Source organism: Sphingopyxis sp. GW821-FHT12F08 (assembly GCF_058806755.1).
Genome location: NZ_JBXAQA010000003.1, coordinates 175,763 through 192,477, shown reverse-complemented (window position 1 = coordinate 192,477; position 16,715 = coordinate 175,763). Strand labels below are relative to the sequence as shown.

13 protein-coding genes are annotated in these 16,715 nt (G+C 68.0%); 4 read left to right on the top strand and 9 right to left on the bottom strand.

The genetic code is table 11. The annotated features are described in order from the left end of the window. Genes AC1RNQ_RS09865 through AC1RNQ_RS09850 form a run of 4 tightly spaced genes read left to right on the top strand, consistent with a single transcriptional unit; the run spans nucleotide 1 to nucleotide 4,788 of the window. Nucleotides 1-1,692 carry a class I adenylate-forming enzyme family protein gene (locus AC1RNQ_RS09865; protein ID WP_493170889.1) on the top strand — a complete coding sequence of 564 codons (1,692 nt, stop codon included), beginning with the start codon at nucleotides 1-3 and terminating at the stop codon, nucleotides 1,690-1,692. 1 nt (nucleotide 1,693) lies between these two features. Beyond that, nucleotides 1,694-2,923: an acetyl-CoA acetyltransferase gene (locus AC1RNQ_RS09860; protein ID WP_493170888.1), complete on the top strand. Its 1,230-nt coding sequence runs from the start codon at nucleotides 1,694-1,696 to the stop codon at nucleotides 2,921-2,923. 1 nt (nucleotide 2,924) lies between these two features. Continuing rightward, entirely contained in the window at nucleotides 2,925-4,079 is a 1,155-nt protein-coding gene (locus AC1RNQ_RS09855; RefSeq protein WP_493170887.1) for an acetyl-CoA C-acyltransferase, read from the top strand. Nucleotides 4,080-4,119: 40 nt separating this feature from the next. Continuing rightward, nucleotides 4,120-4,788, top strand: coding sequence for a DUF7010 family protein (locus tag AC1RNQ_RS09850; protein WP_493171363.1), 669 nt, complete (start codon nucleotides 4,120-4,122; stop codon nucleotides 4,786-4,788). Between the two features lie 3 nt (nucleotides 4,789-4,791). Here AC1RNQ_RS09850 and AC1RNQ_RS09845 read toward each other — a convergent pair whose 3' ends face one another. The 9 genes from AC1RNQ_RS09845 to AC1RNQ_RS09805 all read right to left on the bottom strand — a co-directional run bounded on the left by AC1RNQ_RS09845 (nucleotide 4,792) and on the right by AC1RNQ_RS09805 (nucleotide 16,655). Continuing rightward, complete coding sequence (locus tag AC1RNQ_RS09845; RefSeq protein WP_493170885.1) at nucleotides 4,792-6,096, bottom strand: sugar MFS transporter; 1,305 nt, start codon at nucleotides 6,094-6,096, stop codon at nucleotides 4,792-4,794. A gap of 40 nt (nucleotides 6,097-6,136) precedes the next feature. Next, nucleotides 6,137-8,602: a glycoside hydrolase family 3 protein gene (locus tag AC1RNQ_RS09840; protein ID WP_493170883.1), complete on the bottom strand. Its 2,466-nt coding sequence runs from the start codon at nucleotides 8,600-8,602 to the stop codon at nucleotides 6,137-6,139. A 94-nt stretch (nucleotides 8,603-8,696) separates the two neighbouring features. Then, a complete protein-coding gene (locus AC1RNQ_RS09835; RefSeq protein ID WP_493170881.1) occupies nucleotides 8,697-9,905 on the bottom strand; it encodes an MFS transporter in 1,209 nt (402 codons plus the stop codon). Continuing rightward, nucleotides 9,898-10,956: a LacI family DNA-binding transcriptional regulator gene (locus AC1RNQ_RS09830; protein ID WP_493170880.1), complete on the bottom strand. Its 1,059-nt coding sequence runs from the start codon at nucleotides 10,954-10,956 to the stop codon at nucleotides 9,898-9,900. The genes AC1RNQ_RS09835 and AC1RNQ_RS09830 overlap by 8 nt, the downstream gene beginning before the upstream one ends. Then, nucleotides 10,956-11,894 carry a glycoside hydrolase family 16 protein gene (locus AC1RNQ_RS09825; protein WP_493170878.1) on the bottom strand — a complete coding sequence of 313 codons (939 nt, stop codon included), beginning with the start codon at nucleotides 11,892-11,894 and terminating at the stop codon, nucleotides 10,956-10,958. Before AC1RNQ_RS09825 ends, AC1RNQ_RS09830 begins: the two co-directional genes overlap by 1 nt. Further along, nucleotides 11,891-13,387 carry a tryptophan halogenase family protein gene (locus AC1RNQ_RS09820; RefSeq protein ID WP_493170876.1) on the bottom strand — a complete coding sequence of 499 codons (1,497 nt, stop codon included), beginning with the start codon at nucleotides 13,385-13,387 and terminating at the stop codon, nucleotides 11,891-11,893. Before AC1RNQ_RS09820 ends, AC1RNQ_RS09825 begins: the two co-directional genes overlap by 4 nt. Next, nucleotides 13,384-14,415: a cupin-like domain-containing protein gene (locus AC1RNQ_RS09815; RefSeq protein WP_493170874.1), complete on the bottom strand. Its 1,032-nt coding sequence runs from the start codon at nucleotides 14,413-14,415 to the stop codon at nucleotides 13,384-13,386. Before AC1RNQ_RS09815 ends, AC1RNQ_RS09820 begins: the two co-directional genes overlap by 4 nt. Further along, entirely contained in the window at nucleotides 14,408-15,127 is a 720-nt protein-coding gene (locus AC1RNQ_RS09810; RefSeq protein WP_493170872.1) for a SapC family protein, read from the bottom strand. The genes AC1RNQ_RS09815 and AC1RNQ_RS09810 overlap by 8 nt, the downstream gene beginning before the upstream one ends. Nucleotides 15,128-15,137: 10 nt before the next feature. After that, entirely contained in the window at nucleotides 15,138-16,655 is a 1,518-nt protein-coding gene (locus tag AC1RNQ_RS09805) for a tryptophan halogenase family protein (protein ID WP_493170871.1), read from the bottom strand. Nucleotides 16,656-16,715: the final 60 nt, after the last annotated feature.

Sequence of the window (16,715 nt, the reverse complement as noted above, 5' to 3'; positions counted from 1 at the left end):
ATGATCGCAGCGGGAGAGGATAAGAGGCGGCGACATCGGGAGAGCGGCTGGTGGGGAGACAGGACGTTCGCCGACCTGTTTTTCGCCAATGCGGTGGCGCACCCCGATCGGTTGGCGCTGGTCGACGCGCCGAATCGCGGCGACTTCGCTTTCGGCGAACCGCAGCGGCTGACCTATGCCGAACTCGAGGCCAAGATCGACCGGATCGCGGGCGCGCTGGTCGTCGCGGGGATCGGCAAGGACGATGTGCTGCTCGTCCAGCTTCCCAACATCAGCGAGTTCGTCGCGCTCTATTTCGCCGCGGCGAAGATCGGCGCGATCGTCAGCCCGGCGGCGGTGCAATATCGCAGCCACGAGCTGAAGGGCATGCTCGGGGTGGTCGAGCCCAAGGTCTTCGTCTGCGCGACGACGGTCAAGGGATGCGACCATGTCGGCGTCGCGGCGCCGTTGCTGGACGGCATCCAGTTGATGACCTTCGGCCCCGACGCGCCTGCGAACGCGCTCGACCTGTCCACTGCCGAGGGCGACGAAGCCGCCCTCGCGGCGCATGTCGCCGCAAACCCGGTCGATGCCGACGATATCTTCACCATCTGCTGGACCTCGGGCACGACCGGCGTGCCCAAGGGCGTACCGCGCAGCCATAACCACTGGATCGCGGTCGCGGGCGCCGGTTACGAGGCGATGAAGGTCGGGCCGGGCGATGTGCTGCTCAACCCCTTCCCGCTCATCAACATGGCGAGCATCGGCGGCATCACCATGTGCTGGCTGACCAGCGCGGGGACAATGGTGCTGCACCATCCCTTCGACCCCGGCATCTATCTGAAGCAGATCGCGACCGAGCGGCCGAGCCTGACGATCGCCCCGCCCGCGGTGCTCAACATGCTGTTACAGAATGAAGCTTTGCTCGCGTCGGTCGACCTGTCGAGCCTGCGCGTCATCGCCTCGGGCTCGGCGCCGCTCGCGCCCGCGATGGTCCGCGGTTTCCAGGAAAAGCTCGGCATCATCATCGTCAACGTCTTCGGGTCGAACGAGGGGATGAGCTTCATCACCGGCGAGGGCGACATGCCCGATCCCGACAAGCGCGCGAGCCTGTTCCCGCGGCGCGGTACCTATCAGCGCCCCTATGGCGAGGGCCGCGCGCCCAATATCGAAAGCCGGCTCGTGCCGCCCGGCGGTGGCGAACCGATCGGGCGGGACGGCGTCTCGGGCGAGCTGCAAATCCGTGGGCCGACCTTGTTCGAGGGCTATCACAACGCCCCCGACCGGACCGCAGAAGCCTTTACCGACGACGGCTGGTTCCGCACCGGCGACCTGTTCGAGATCGCCGAGGGGGGCGACTTCTATCGCTTCGTCGGGCGCTGCAAGGATCTGATCATCCGCGGCGGCGTCAATATCTCGCCCGAGGAGATCGACCAGTTGCTCGGGGGGCATCCGCTGCTCGCCGAAGCCTGCACCTTCTCGCTGCCCTGCGCGAAGATGGGCGAGCGCATCGGCCTCGCTTACGTTCCGCGCGGGGCCGACAACGTCGGGCTCGGCGAGGTCGCCGACTATCTGCGCGGGCACGACCTCGCAGTGTTCAAACTGCCCGAGCGATTGTTCCGCTTCGACGCTTTGCCGCGCAACGTCACCAACAAGGTGATGCGCAGCGAAGTGCGCGAAATGGCGCTCGCAACCCTCGAAAAGGAAGCCTGACATGGCGAAAGACGTCTTCATCCTCGGCGGCGCGCAGACCGACTTTGCGCGCAACCTCGAACGCGAGGGGGGCGGGCTGTTCGAGCTGTTCCGCGATGTCGCCGAAGCGGCTTTCGTCGCGACCGGGATCGAACCCAGGGAAGTCGAGACCGCGCATGTCGGCAATTTCGTCGGCGAACTGTTCGCGGGGCAAGGCCAGCTCGGGGGCTTCTTCGGCCATGTCCATCCCGACCTCGCCGGCATCCCCGCGTCGCGGCACGAGGCCGCCTGCGCCTCGGGCAGCATCGCGATCCTCGCCGCCGCCGCCGAGATCGAAGCCGAGCGCTACGGCCTCGCGCTCGTGCTCGGCATCGAGCTGATGCGCAACGTTCCCGGCCAGCGCGCCGCCGAATATCTCGGCGCCGCCGCCTGGGCGGGGCGCGAAGCGCAGGAGGCCCGTTACCTCTGGCCGTACATGTTCGCGCGCGTCGCCGAGGAATATGACGAGCGCTTCGGGCTCGATCGTGCCCATCTGCGCGGGATTTCGGCCAATAATTTCGCCAATGCGAAGAAGAACCCATATTCGCAGACGCGCGGCTGGGCGGTCACCGACGACCATCTCGGCGAGAATGACGAGGTCAATCCGCTGATCGAAGGGTCCTTGCGCAAGTCCGATTGCGGGCAGGTTACCGACGGCGCGGCGGCGACCTTCCTCGCCTCGCGCGAGGTTGCCGAAGCTTATGCGAAGCGCCGTGGCATTCCGCTGGACACCATCCCCCGCATCAAGGGCTGGGGGCATTCGACCGCGCCCCTGCTCTATTCGACCAAGGTCACGGACAGCCGCGGCGGCGACTATGTCTTCCCGAGCGTGCGCAAGGCGATGATGGACGCGCTGCGCCGCGCCGAGATGCCCGACATCTACGCCTGCGACGGGGTCGAGGTGCACGACTGTTTCTCGATCACCGAATATATGGCGATCGACCATTTCGGGATCACCAGGCCCGGCGAAAGCTGGCGCGCGGTCGAGGATGGCACCATCGCGCTCGGCGGCAAGCTGCCGGTCAATCCGTCGGGCGGCCTGATCGGGCTCGGCCATCCGGTCGGTGCGACGGGCGTGCGGATGCTGCTCGACAGCTGGCGGCAGGTGACGGGCAACGCCGGCGACTATCAGGTCGAGGGCGCGAAGAATTTCGCGACCTTCAACGTCGGCGGCAGCGCGACGACTGCGGTCAGCTTCGTCGTCGGCACCTGATTTGACCGACGCCTTTCTCTACGATGCGGTGCGCACGCCGCGCGGCAAGGCGCGGCCCGATGGCGGGCTCGCAAGTCTGAGCCCGCAGGAGCTGGTGCATAGCCAAGCGGTGGCGCTCGCCGCGCGCTGCGGTGCGTTTGAACCCGAAGCGCTGATCCTCGGCTGCGTGACGCAGAGCGGCGCGCAGGGCGGGCATATCGCGATGCTGGCGAAGCTGCATGCCGGGCTGCCCGATGCCTGCGCGGCGCACAGCCTCAACAATTATTGCGCCTCGGGCCTGTCGGCGATCGGCCAGGCGGCGGCGAAGGTCGCGAGCGGCGAAATCGGCGTCGCCTTGGCGGGCGGGGTCGAATCGATGAGTTCGGCACCCTTCCTCGGCGACCGCGCAGGTTTCTATATCAACGACGAACTGCCGCCCCGCGCACGCTTCGTGCCGCCGGTGCTCGCCGCCGACCGGCTGGCGAACAACGAGAGTATCACGCGCGCCGAACTCGACGCGGTCGCCCTCGCCTCGCAGCAAAAAGCCGCAGCGGCGGAGCAGGATGCGGCGTTGCAGGCCTCGCGCATCGCGACCGGCGCGCTGGCGGGCGAGGAGTGCATCCGGCCGCAGACGACGGCGGAAACGCTCGCCGCCGCGCCGCCCGCCTTCGGCGAATTGCAGGCGCAATATGCGGGCGCGCTCGAGGGCGCGAGGTTCGAGCCGCTGCATGCCGTCGCGCACGCGCCGCCGATCTGCGACGGCGCGGGGTTGGCGCTGGTCGGCGGCGAAGGACTTGGCCCCAAACCGCGAGCGCGCGTCGCCGCCTTTGCCGAGAGCGGCGGCGACCCGGCGGCGTCACTGACCGCGGGCTTTGCCGCGATGGACAAGGTGCTCGCGCGCGCTGGAATGACTCTCGCCGACATGGACCGCATCGAATTCATGGAGGCCTTCGCGGTCACCATCGCCAAATTCCTGCGCGACCAGGGCGCCGATCCGGCGCGCGTCAATGTCGGCGGCGGGCACCTTGCCAAGGGGCATCCGATGGGCGCGAGCGGTGCGATCCTGACCTCGTCGCTGCTCGATGCGCTCGATGCCTGCCGCGGGCGCTATGGGCTCGTCGTGCTCACCGGCGCGATGGGGGTCGGCGCGGCGATGCTGGTTGAGCGGCTCAGCTGATCCTCAACGGCGTTGAAACGGGACCCGTTTCACCGTAGCGCTGAGCCTGTCGAAGGGCTCCTCGCCGAGAAGCGCCCTTCGACAGGCTCAGGGCTGCGGTATAGTATCGGGCCACAGAAGATTCGAGGAGGCAGTCATCGATATCGAACAGGCACAGGCGGAACTACGCGCGGCCTATCAGGGCGGCGCGCCGGGGGTCTTCGCTTCGGGGCTGGCGTGGCTCGCCGCCGACGCGGCCTGGTATATCGCGGGCGGGCTCAACGCCTTTTTCACGATCTTCATCGGTGGAATGCTGATCATGCCGCTGGCGATGCTGATCGCGCGGCTGTTCCGCGCGCCCAGGACGAGCAAGGGCAATCCGCTGGTCCTGCTGGCCTTCGAGGCGGTGCTGCCGTTATTCGCCGGGCTGCTGATCGCCTGGGGCCTGATGCCGGTGTCGGAGAGTTTCGCCTTCGCCGCGCTCGCGCTGGTCATCGGCGCGCGCTACCTGAGCTTTGCGACCATGTATGGCGAACGGCTCTATTGGGCACTCGGCGCGGTGCTGTTCGCAATCGGCACCGGCTTTGCAATCAGGGCCGACCTCGCGCCGTTCCACGTCACGCTGGCGGTGGGTTGCGCCGAACTGCTGTTCGCCGCCTGGCTGTTCACGCGCTGGAACGCATCGGTCGCGCGAACATCAGCCGGCGCCGGCCAGGCGGGCATCACCTGACCGTTACGCGGTGGCCCGGCGCGCCGCCCACAGCCCGAAGCTCGCGATGATCGCATAGCAGATCAGCGGCACCGCCAGCGCGAGCCGGATGTCACCGCTCAGGTCAGCCACGGTTCCGAACAGGAAAGGGACGATGGCCCCGCCGATGATCGCGGTGCACATGATGCCCGACCCCTGCGGTGTCTGGTCGCCCAGCCCCTCGGTCGCGAGGCTGAAGATCGTTGGGAACATCAGCGAATTGCAGAAGCCGACGAGGATCAGCGCCCAGCCCGACAGCGCACCCGTGGTCACCGCCGACAGGATGATCAGCGAAATCGCGCCCGCCGCGAAGGTCGCGAGCACGCGTCCGGGCTTCGCCAGCCGCAGGATGAAGCCGCCGAGCAACCGGCCGACCAGCGCGCCCAGCCAGTAGATCGCGACCAGCTTGCCCGCGGTCTGGAGATCCAGTCCCATCACGCTTGGATCGCCGAGATAGGCCATCAGGTTCGAGCCGATCGCCACTTCGGCGCCGACATAGACGAAGATACACAGCGCGCCGAACTGGACGCGGCGGTTGTGGGTGAGCAGGCCCCAGGTGCCCTCGAGCTTCACATCTTCGGTCTTGGCGTGGTCGAGCGCCGACCGGTACATCCAGAACACCGCCGCGATCACCAGCATCAGCACGCCGAGCCACATATAGGCGGTGCCGATCGACGCGCCCTCGGCAACGCGATAGGCTTGGATCTGCGCCTCGCTCGAGGTTTCGGGATCGATCGGCGTCGAATCGCCGAGCAGGAAGGTCGCGCCGCCATAGACCATCAGGAACACGCCGATCGAATTGAACGCCTGCGCGAAGGTCAGCCGGCTGTGCGAGGTTTCGACGGGCCCCAGCGTGGTGATCACCGGGTTCATCGCGACCTGCAGCACCGTGATTCCCGCGCCGATGCAGAAGAGCGCGGCGAGGAAGCCGGGGTAGGAGGCCGCGGCCGAAGCCGGGATGAACAGGAAGGCGGCGGCCGCCACGATGATGAAGCCGAGCACGAAGGTGCGGATATAGCCGAGCTTCGACATGATGATGCCGGCGGGGATCGAAAAGGCGCCATAGGCGATGAAGAACGCCATCTGCACCAGGTTGGCCTCGGCGTGCGTCAGGTGGAACATCGGCTTGAACTTGCCGACGAGCAGGTCGTTGATGTTGGTCACCCCGCCGAGCAGGAAGAATACCGCGAAGGCGAGGATCAGCACCACCTTCGTGCTGCCACCGCCGCTGCCCGGCTGGTGGGCCGCGTTCGGATCCGCGCTCGTCGCGACGTTCGGCGCCAATGCCATGTCTCTCTCCCCGACCTTTGTTATTTATCGCGTGGTGTCGTCATTTTACCTTGGGCGGGCAAGGCAGATTCTCGCCGACCGCCTGGACATTCGTATGCAGCAGGGTGGCGGCGAAACCCTTGTCGGCGGCGACGCTGAGCGCATAGTCGAGCTTCTGGAGGTTCGCGCCGGCGTCGGCGAAGCAACGCAGCGGAATGCGGAACGAGCTCACCTGCCCCTTGGGCGCAGCCTTGACCCAGTCCGAGACGTCGAACGCCTGCCCGCCGAGCGCAACCGTCACCGGCCCGGTGCCGAGCGCATCGACGCGCCATTCGACACGCAAGGCAAAGCTGTTGTTGAGCTGGCGCGAGAGGTCCGCATAAGGCCCCGAGAGGTGGAAGGACGCGGGGCCGGTCCAGACGAAGCTCTTGCCGTCCTCCTGCGCCTTCACGTCGACCGAGCGCGCGGCGATCAGCCCGCCGGGGCTGGTGACCGGCGGCGATTCGACCGGGCGCGCGCCGCCCGCGTCGGTGACGGTGAGCACCCACGGCGCGCGCGCGCGGCCGCCGGCGAAATAGGTTTCGACGTTAAGCGCGGCGGCGACGTCGATACCGAGCGCTTCGGACAGCGGCCCGACGGGCTTGCTCTCGCCATATTTGAGGCCGTAGCCGGTGGCGAAGAGCGGCTTTTCGACCGGTGAGCGCGCGTCGGCGGGCCAGGCGAAGGGGAGCGTGCCGGTGAAGGCGCGCGCCGGCTTGTCGCCCTTGCCCGCAACGATCACGTCGGCGACGCCCGCGCCCTGCGAGCCGGGCAACCAGCCCGCGACGAAGGCATCGGCGGCGTTGATTTCGGGGCTGGTAAACATCGGGCGGCCCGAGAGGAACAGCGCGACCACCGGGATGCCCGCGGCCTTCAGTTTCTTGAGCGTCGCCAAGTCGGTGGCGTCATTGGGCTGGTAATCGAGCGTCGGCACGTCGCCCTGGAATTCGGCATAAGGCGCCTCGCCGAAGACGACGATCGCGACGTCGGGCTTTTCCTTATAGGCGCCGCCGTCGGACAGCGTCGCGATGCCCCCTGCGTCGCGCACCGCCTTGTCGAGGCCTTCCCAGATCGTCTGGCCGTTGGGGAAGTCGCCGCGCACGACGTCGGTGCCCTGCCAGCTGATCGTCCAGCCGCCCGACTGCATCGCCATATTGTCGGCGCCGGGGCCCGTGACCAGCACGCGCGCGCCGGGCCTGATCGGCAGCAGGCTGCCATTGTTCTTGAGGAGAACCAGCGACTTGGCGACCGCTTCGCGTGCGACGGCGAGATGCTCGGGGGTGCCGATCGCCTTGACCCGGCTGCGGTCGACATGTCCCTCGGGGAACAGGCCGAGCTTGTACTTGACGCGCAGGATGCGGCGGACGGCGTCGTCGAGGCGGGCTTGCGAAATGGTGCCGTCCTTCGCCTGCTTGACGGTGGTTTCGTAGAGGCCCTTCCAGCTGTCAGGCGCCATGAACATGTCGAGCCCGGCGTTGATCGACCGGGCGCAGTCGGTGACGCTGCACCCCGCGACCTGGCCGTGGCCGTTCCAGTCGCCGACGACGAAGCCCTCGAAGCCCATCTTTTGCTTGAGCGCGTCGGTGAGCAGCCCCTTGTTGCCGTGGTGCTTGACCCCCTGCCAGCCCGAGAAGCTGGCCATCACCGTCAGCGCGCCGGCGTCGATCGCGGCGGGATAGCCTTGTCCGTGCTTGGCGATCAGCTCCTTCTCGTCGATCCTGGCGTCGCCCTGGTCCTTGCCCTCGAAGGTGCCGCCGTCGGCGAGGAAATGCTTGGCGGTCGCTGCGACATGCGCGGGGCCGACGCTCTTGCCCGAAGCGAGCGGGCCTTGCAGGCCGATCACCATCGCCTTGGCATAGTCGGCGATCAGCCCCGGATCGGCGGCATAGCCCTCATAGCTGCGCCCCCAGCGCAGGTCCTGCGGCACCGCGAGCGTCGGGGCGAAGGTCCATTCGATGCCGCTGCCCGCGATCTCGGCGGCGGTGACCGCGCCGATGCGCTGGATCAGCTCGGGATCGTGCGCGGCGCCGAGGCCGATATTGTGCGGAAAGAGCGTCGCGCCGGGGATATTGTTATGGCCGTGGACGGCGTCGACGCCGAAGATGATCGGGATGGCAACGCCGTTCGCCTGCGGCTTCATCGACACCGCGCGGAATTCGCCGACGAGCTTCGCCCAGTCGGCGGCGCTCGCGCGCTCGTTGCCGTTCGGGCCGCTGTTGCCGCCCGCAAGGATCGAACCGAGCGGCCAGGTTTCGAGATCCTTCGGCGTGATCGTGCTGATGTCGCCCTGGATCAGCTGGCCGACCTTCTGCTCGACCGTCATCCTGGCGAGCAGCGCGTCGATGCGCTTTTCGGTCGCGGCATCGGTGATCGTCGCGGGGCTTTTCGCGGCGGGCCAGAGGTCAGGATGAACCGCCGCGGCACCGGTGTCGGCGGGCTGCGAGGCCACCTTGGTCGCGGTCCCGGCCAGCAGAAGCGCCGTCGTCATGGCAAGTGCGGAACGCCGCATCGTCTCTCCCATCCCTCTTATGTGAACGTTATCAAATTTCCCTCTCGCATAGCATGCGAAGGAAAGCAAGCCGCTATTCGGGAAAGGATCGGCGGAGGTTGGGCATCGTCGCGAGGAGCAGCACCGCCGCGCTCGCGAGCGCTGCGAGCAGCAGGAACAGCGCATCGAAACCGAAGCTCGGGACGAGCGAAATGGTGAGCCAGGGCATGATCAGCGACGGCACGGTGTTGGTGAGGTTGAAGAGGCCGAGGTCGCGCCCGCGATGCTCGGGGCGCGGCAATATGCGCAAAGTCTGGCCGCTGTGGAGCGAGAGGAAGATCGTCGCGGCGATCCCGAAGACGACATAGCTTGCCTTCGCCGCGAACAGCGTTTCCGAAATCCCCATCGCAGCGAGGCCGAGGGTCAGGATCGTCGCGCAGATTACGAGCGGCAGGATCGGGCGGTCGTGGCGGTCGGCCCAGCGGCCGGTGAGCAGCGCCAGCGGCACCGCAACGGTGAGCACGACGCTGAACAGCCGCGCGGTCTCGCTGTCGGTGATCGCGGAGTCGATCGAGCGGAACCAGAAGAAAAGATAGGCGAAGAGCGCCGCCTCGGCGATCTGGACGAGAAGGCGCGCGAGCCACATGCGCACGACGATCGCGGCCGGGCGCGTGGGCTCTCCCCCGACTTCCTGGGGTGCGCGCGGCGCCGAGAGTTCGGGAAAAGGACGCGGGCGGCCGAGCAGCAGCACGGGCAGCACCGCCGCCGCGACGAGCAGGCCGACGAGCACGAGCCGGCCGTCGGCATCGGCGAGGCCGGGGATGGTGACGAGCGCGCACGACACCGCGCCGAGCGCCGGCGAGAAGGCGAGCAGCCCGCCGAGCAGCCCCTTTTGCTGGTCGGGCACGCAGTCGCCCGCCCAGGCGGCGAGCGGGCCGAGCATCATGTTGAGCGCGAGCTGCCAACCGACGATGATCGCGATCAGCGCCGGCACGTCCTCTGCCAGCGGCACCGCGACGAGCAGCGCGATCGTGAGTATCAGCCCCGCCGTCACCCAGCCGCGCCGGTTCCGCGTGCGGTCGCTCAGCCAGCCGAAGAGCACGCCGCCGGTGCTGGCGGCGATGGCGCCGAAGAAGGTGACGTAGCCCAGCGCCTGAATGTCGTTCGCGCCCGCGAGCGCGGTCATGCGCACCGGCAGCAATATCGTCAGGAAGGGCACATAGGCGATGGCACCGCCCGCCGCAGCGAGCGCGTAGAGCAGCAGGAAGCGGGTCGTCTGGCGGGGCTGGAGCGCCTCAGCCATCGCTGGCGGGCGCCGCCGTCGAGCCGCGCTCGATCAGGCTGGCATGGACGATGGTCGGAACGGTCGGGCGCGGTTCGCCGCGCTGGGCCGCGATGATCAGCTCGACCGCGCGCGACACGGTGGCGGCGATCGGCTGGTCGACCGCGGTCAGCGCGGGCTGGGTGAAACGCACGATCGGGGTGTTGTCGAAGCTGACCAGCGACAGCTGGCGCGGCACGTCGATACCGAGCTCGCGCGCAACCTCGAGCGTCGCGAGCGACATCTGGTCGTTGCTCGCGACGATCGCGGTCGGCGGGTTGGCGCCGCCGAGCAGCTGCCGCGCCGCCGCCTCGCCCGAGGCGAAGCTGAAGTCGCCCTCGGCAAGCAGGCCGTCGGTCGCCAGCCTCGCGGCGTCCATTTCGGCGCGCCAGCCGTCGATGCGCCAGTGGCTGAGGTCATATTCGACCGAGCCCGAGATGAAGCCGATGCGGCGGTGGCCGAGATCGATCAGGTGCCGCGTCGCGAGCGCCGCCGACCCCTCGTCGTCCATCGTCAGCGCAATCCCGGCGTCGCCGCCGTGCGAGCCGATGCGCGCGAAGGGGATTTTCTGGTAGTGCAACAGATCGACGATCAGCACATTGTCCGAATGCGGCGGGGTCAGGATCACGCCGTCGGGCTGGAGCGCGGCGATGATCGCGCGGAGCTCGCGCTCGACATGGTCGTTGTGCGTGTCGACCAGCTCGAAGATCATGCGGTAGCCGAGCTCGGCGCATTTGAGCATGCCGCCGAACAGCATCTGGTCGACCCAGTCGGTGCCCTGCCGCGCTTTCCAGTCGGCGATCGTGCGTTCGCGGTCGTTGATCGCGAGGATGAGGTAGGAGCGCGAGCCGCTCATCCGCTGCGCCGCGATCGAGGGGACATAACCCAGCTTGTCGATCGACGCCTGGACGCGTTCCTTCATCTCGGGACGCACATTGGGCTCGTCGTTGATGACGCGGCTCACCGTCTGCAGCGACACCCCTGCGTCGGCCGCCACATGCTTGATCGTCACCGACTGCCGCCGACGCCCCATTATCGTGCCTGGTCCCCGCTTGTCGAACAGGCGGCCCTGCTAGCGGCATCTTCGCCGCATTGCCAGACGCGAACCCAGTCGATCTCGAAGCTTTTGGGATAGCCGCGCCCGTCGACGCCCTTTTCGGTACGGCTTTCGGCGAGCCCGCCACCGACCGCGAGGTTGAGCAGCAGGTGGAAGGGACGGTCGAAGGGGGCGTAAGGGACGCTTGAACCTGTGGTGCTCCAGTCGCCCGCGCGCTGGGTCGCATAGACTTTGCCGTCGATCGTCCAGTCGATCCGGCCCGCCTCCCAGATGATGCCGAAGACATGGAAATCGTCGATCGGCGCGGGCAGCACCGTCTCGTCGCCCTTGTGCTTGTTGCCCGGCCATTGCCCGCCGGAGTGGAGCGTGCCGAGGATGCGGTTCTCGATCCCGCCGGGGCACTCCTTGCATTTGGCGCCGAGGTTCACCGCCTCGAGGATGTCGATCTCGCCCGAGGCGGCCCAGGTGCCATAATGATGATCCTCGGGCAGCATCCAGATCGCGGGCCAGGTCCCCTGCCCCTGCGGCAGCTTTGCGCGCACCTCGACCTTGCCGTAGGTCCACGCCGCCTTGCCGCGCGTGACGAGGCGGGCAGAGCTGTATTCCTTGGTCGCGCGGGCGTTGGCCTTGGCGGGGTCGCCGCGCTGCGCCAGCGGGAAGGCGGGGCCGCTCGCGGCCTCCTTGCGCGCGGTGATGATGAGCTTGCCGTCCTTGACAGAGGCATTGGCCTTGCGGTCGGTGTAGCATTGGCGCTCGTTGTTGCCGCCGCCCCAGCAATCGACGTCATAATCCCATTTCGACCGGTCGATCTCGGGCCTGTCGAACTCGTCGGACCAGACGAGATTCCAGCCGTCGGAGGCTGCCGCGGAGGGCCCCACGAGCGCGGCGAGCAGCAGGGGGAGCGCGCGCCTCATGCGGCCTGCGACACGTCGGCGCCGCAATAGCGCGCGACATAGGCGTGGTGCTCGGGCAGCTTGGCGACGGTTTCCGACACCTGCTGGCGGATCATGCCGAGCAGCCGGTCGAGTTCGTCGTCGCTGAGCTTGGCGGCGATCGGGTGATAGCTTTGCGGCGCGATCCCCTGCCCCATCATCACCTGCACCCAGCTGTTCTCGGCGAAAAGTTCCTCATTCTTGCGGAAAACGCGGCCGGTTTCGCGGAACAATTCGATCTTCTGCGCCAGGCTGTCGGGGATCGCCATGTCGGCGCATTGGCGCCAGAAGGCGCTGTCGCGGCGGTTGGTGGCCTTATAATGGAGGATCAGGAAGTCGCGGATCTGCAGATTGTCCTGAAGCTGCTGTTCCTCATATTCGGCGATGTCGCGCGCGCTGGGGCGCCCCAAGGGCAGCATGCGGATGAAGCGCAGGACGCTGCGCTGGATCAGGTGGATACTGGTGGACTCGAGCGGCTCCATGAAGCCCCCCGACAGGCCGACCGCGACGCAGTTGCGCATCCATTGGCGACGGCGGATGCCGGTGGTGAAGCGCAGGAAATTGGGCTCGGTCAGCACCTCGCCCTCGACATTGCCGAGCAGGCGACCCAGCGCTTCGTCGCGGCCGAGGTAGCGGCTGCAATAGACGAGGCCGTTGCCGGTGCGGTGCTGGAGCGGGATGCGCCATTGCCAGCCCGCGTCATGCGCCATCGCACGCGTATAGGGGACGGGCGGGCGGACATTCGGCGTCTGCAGCGCGATCGCGCTGTCGCACGGCAGCCAGTGCGTCCAGTCGTCGAAGCCCGCGTGCAAGGCGCCCTCGATCAGCAGCGCGCGAAAGCCGGTGCAGTCGAGGAAGAGGTCGCCCTCGACGCGGCGCTCGCCGTCAAGGATCAGCGCGGCGATGTCGCCGCTCTCCGCGTCGAGCTCGACATGGCCGATCTTGCCCTCGATCCGGACGGTGCCGTCGCCCTCGGCCATCTGGCGGAGGAAGCGGGCGTAGAGGCCGGAGTCGAGCTGATAGGCGTAGTTGATGCCGTCGTTCGGCAGATGCGCGAACTTGCCTGCCAGTGCGGCGAGCAATTCCATGCAATAATCGTCGTAGCTCTGGTCGTGACCCTTCGTGCGGCCGTGGAGCCAGAAATGCTGGAAGCCCGCCGACCAGTGGTCCTTGCCGGTCAGCCCGAAGCTGTGGAAATAGCGGTGCCCCTCTTCCTTCCAGTTATCGAACAGGATGCCGAGCTTGAAGGTCGCCTGCGTCGCGCGCATGAAATCGGCCTCGTTGATCCCGAGCAGCCGGTTGAAATTGACGAGCGGCGGGATGGTGCTTTCGCCGACGCCGATCGTGCCGATCGCCTCCGATTCCACCAGCGTCACGCTGACCGCGCGGCCCATGGTGCGCGCGATCGCCGCGGCGGCCATCCAGCCGGCGGTGCCGCCGCCCGCAATCACGATACGCTGGATGGGCTGGGTCATCGGCTGAGCGTCCTAAGCAGGAAAGCGCGGAGGCGTCTGGCGCTTTCGGGGGTGAGCGGGGCGAGCACGCTGCGCGCGGCCTCGGGGATATGGTCGGTGACGCTGGCGTCATTCTCGAACACATAATGATCGAACAGCGCGCGCCAGATCGCCTTGTCCACGTCGGGCAGGTCGCGGATCGCGAGGATCGCGTGGTTGAGCGCTTCCTGCGGCTGGCCGAGGAAGGCGGGGGTTTCGCGCCACCAGTAGTTGACGAGGATGTTGAAGGCTTCGAGCCCCTCGACATGGTGCCACCACATCGACGGGATGAAGAGCGCGTCGCCGGGTTCTAGCTCGGCGACCTGCGCCTGCGCCATCGCCTCGGCGAAGCGCGGATGGGCGGCGAGGTCGGGGGCGTCGAAATCGACCATGGAGACCGCGCGGCCAGCGGGGGTGTTGTCGATCGGCCCCAAATAGAGGTTCTTGTACTGGTCGGGCGGGAAGAGCGTGAAGCGGCGGCGGCCGGCGGCGCAGCAGGCGAGATTGTCGGGGAAGTCATTGTGCGCGGCGATGCGCGTCCTGGTGCCGATCCAGATGCTTTTCAGCGGGTTGCGGGTGCCGAGGTCGAGCGGGTTCGCCGCGTCGAGCCCGTCGAAATGCGCGGGGATGTCGATCGACGCGAGATAGACGGTGCGATCCTCGCCGCGTTCCTCTGCAGTGTCGATCCCGGCGAAGATGTCGGGCAGCTTGCCGGTGCCGGTGCGGAAATTCATCGCCATCTCGGCGTCGTAGAAGAGCCGCCCGTCGTGCCCCGGCGCGCCGATCGACACGGTGAAAGGGCGGTCGCGCGCATGATCGAGCAGATGCTGCCGCGCCTCGCGCGCGCTGCGCCGCGCCGCCTGCACCAGCGGCCAATCGGCGACGAGGCCGCGCAAAATGAAGGGCTCGCGCACGCCCGAAAGCAGCGCGTCGAGCCCTTCCCCCTTATTCCAGGCGCGCTTGGCCACTTTGGCGAGCCGCGGGTAGATGGCGCCGTCGCGCTCAGCCATGGCCGAGCTTCGTGTTGCGGCGGTCGACGAGCCCCGCGAGCTGCGACAGCGAGGCGAGCGCCATGAACATCGGCATCAGATGCCCCTCGGCGTGGAGCTTGCCGAGCGTCTCGGCACCCAGCGCACGCAGCTTCGCCTCGTCGATGATGTGAAAACCGACGAGCGAATTGACCGAGCCATCGTCGAGCGTGACCTCGAGCGTGAAGGGTTCGAGCAAGTCGTGGTCGGCGAGCGCGGCGAAGAACGTGCCGCTGGTCCGATAGCCTTCGTCGAGTGCACCGAGCTTTTCGGCGACATCCTCCAGATAGGGAGTCGCCTGCCCCTCGGCATCGAACAGGCGGATGCCCTCGCCCCCGGCGGCGATGCGCGGATGGTCGAGGTCGATATGCACCTGCCCCGGCCCGTCGCCGTTCGCCGGGCGGCCGACGAGGAAGGGCTGGATCGCGATCGACAGCGGGCGATAGCGCGCGTCCCACCGCTCGCCGTCGAGAAAGAGATTCTCGCCATTTTCGAAACCGAAGAGCGCGACGGCGATGAACGGGTCCTGCGGATTTTCGCGACGGAAGAGGATCGGGTAATGCGCCTGCACCTGGCGGAACTCGCTCGGCACCGTCAGCGTCGCCATCACCGCATCGCCGCGCGCCGCGCCGGCGCGCGGATCGATGCGCAGGTCGCGGTGGGCATTGGTATCAAGGGCGGCGTGCTTTGTCATTTAAGACCCTTCATTCGGCGGCAGCGACGCAAGCGCCGAGCGCGCCCAGATAATCGCGGTTGGTGGGGAGCGCGGCGGCGAGCGACCGGGCGCGCTGGCGCTGTTCGGCGAGCGCGGCGGCGGCGCGGTCGCTCGGCGCGAGGCCGGGCGGCGGGGCGAAGCCCATGCCGTAGAGAATATACTGGTGGCTTTCGGCCGGGAAAATCTCGTCGACCTGCGGGAAGTCCCAGGTCGAGGGCGGCTGATCCTGCCATAACGTCAGCATCGCGGCGAGGCCGGGCGGGATATGCGCCGGATCGCGCTGCGCGAGCCAATAAGGCTCGGTGCGGCGGCTCAGCACATAATGGAGCTTGAGGAAGTCGACGATGCGATCCCAGCGGTAGCGGAACAGCGTATTGAAGCGCGCGGCGTGGATCGGCAGTGCCGCCGCGCTCGCGGGGAAGTTGTCGATCAGCGCGTTCAGCGACAGCTCGATCATCACGATCGCCGAGGCCTCGAGCGGTTCGATGAAGCCCGCCGACAGGCCCACGGCGAGGCAATTGCCCTGCCAGAATCGCGCGCGGTGGCCGGTCGGGAAGCTGAGGCGGCGGACCGGCACCGCAGGCGCGTCCGGCAGCCACTCGGCGATATAGGCGCGCAGCACCGCCTCGGCCGCGTCGTCGGACAGGAAGCAGCTGGCGTAGACGCAGCCGATGCCGCGCCGCGTGGGCAGCGCGATGTCCCAGATCCACCCCGCGCGGTGCGCAGTCGAGATCGTCTGCGAGGCGATCGGGCTGTCGGGGTCGGTCGGCACCTGCGCCGCGAGCGCGCGATCGTTGAAGAGCGTGTCGCTGCGGTCGATCCATTCGACGCCGAGCGCGCCGCCGATCAGCAGCGCGGCGTGGCCGGTACAGTCGAGGAAGAGGTCGCCGGCGATCTCGCCATGCGCGCGCGTGACGACCGCGGCGATATGGTCGCCCTCTCCGCGCCGTACGCCGGTGACGTGATCGGCGACATGGCGGACGCCGAGGCGCTGCTTCGCATGCGCCATCAGCAGCGCGGCGAATTTGCCGGCGTCGAGATGATAGGCGTAATTGGCCGCGCCCTGATAGCCGGGCATCGTACGCTGGCGCGGCGCGAGATCGAGGTCGCAGACCACCGCCTGCGCGGTCATCGCCGCGGCGAAGGGCTGCCCCGGCTCGCTCGCCTGCCACGCCGCGAGCAGCTCACGCGTCGCCAGCGGCGGCGGCGGGGTGAAGGGGTGGAGATAGCGGTCGTCAGCCGCCCCGCTCACCCAGCCGTCGAAGCGCGAACCCTGTTTGAACGATCCGTCACAGGCGGTCAGGAATTCGCCCTCGTCGATGCCGATAGCGGCGAGCGTCGCGCGCATCGTCGGCCAGGTCCCCTCGCCAACCCCGATCGTCGGGATGTCGGGCGCCTCGATCAGCGTGACGGAGAGCGCGGGACGCGCCGCAGCGATGCGCGCCGCCGCCAGCCAGCCGGCGGTGCCGCCGCCGACGATGACCACCCTCTCCACTTCGCTCGTCATTTGGAACGTTCCTACGCGTTTCGCCCCGGCGCGTCACGCAAAAGAGCCGCACCTCACGGG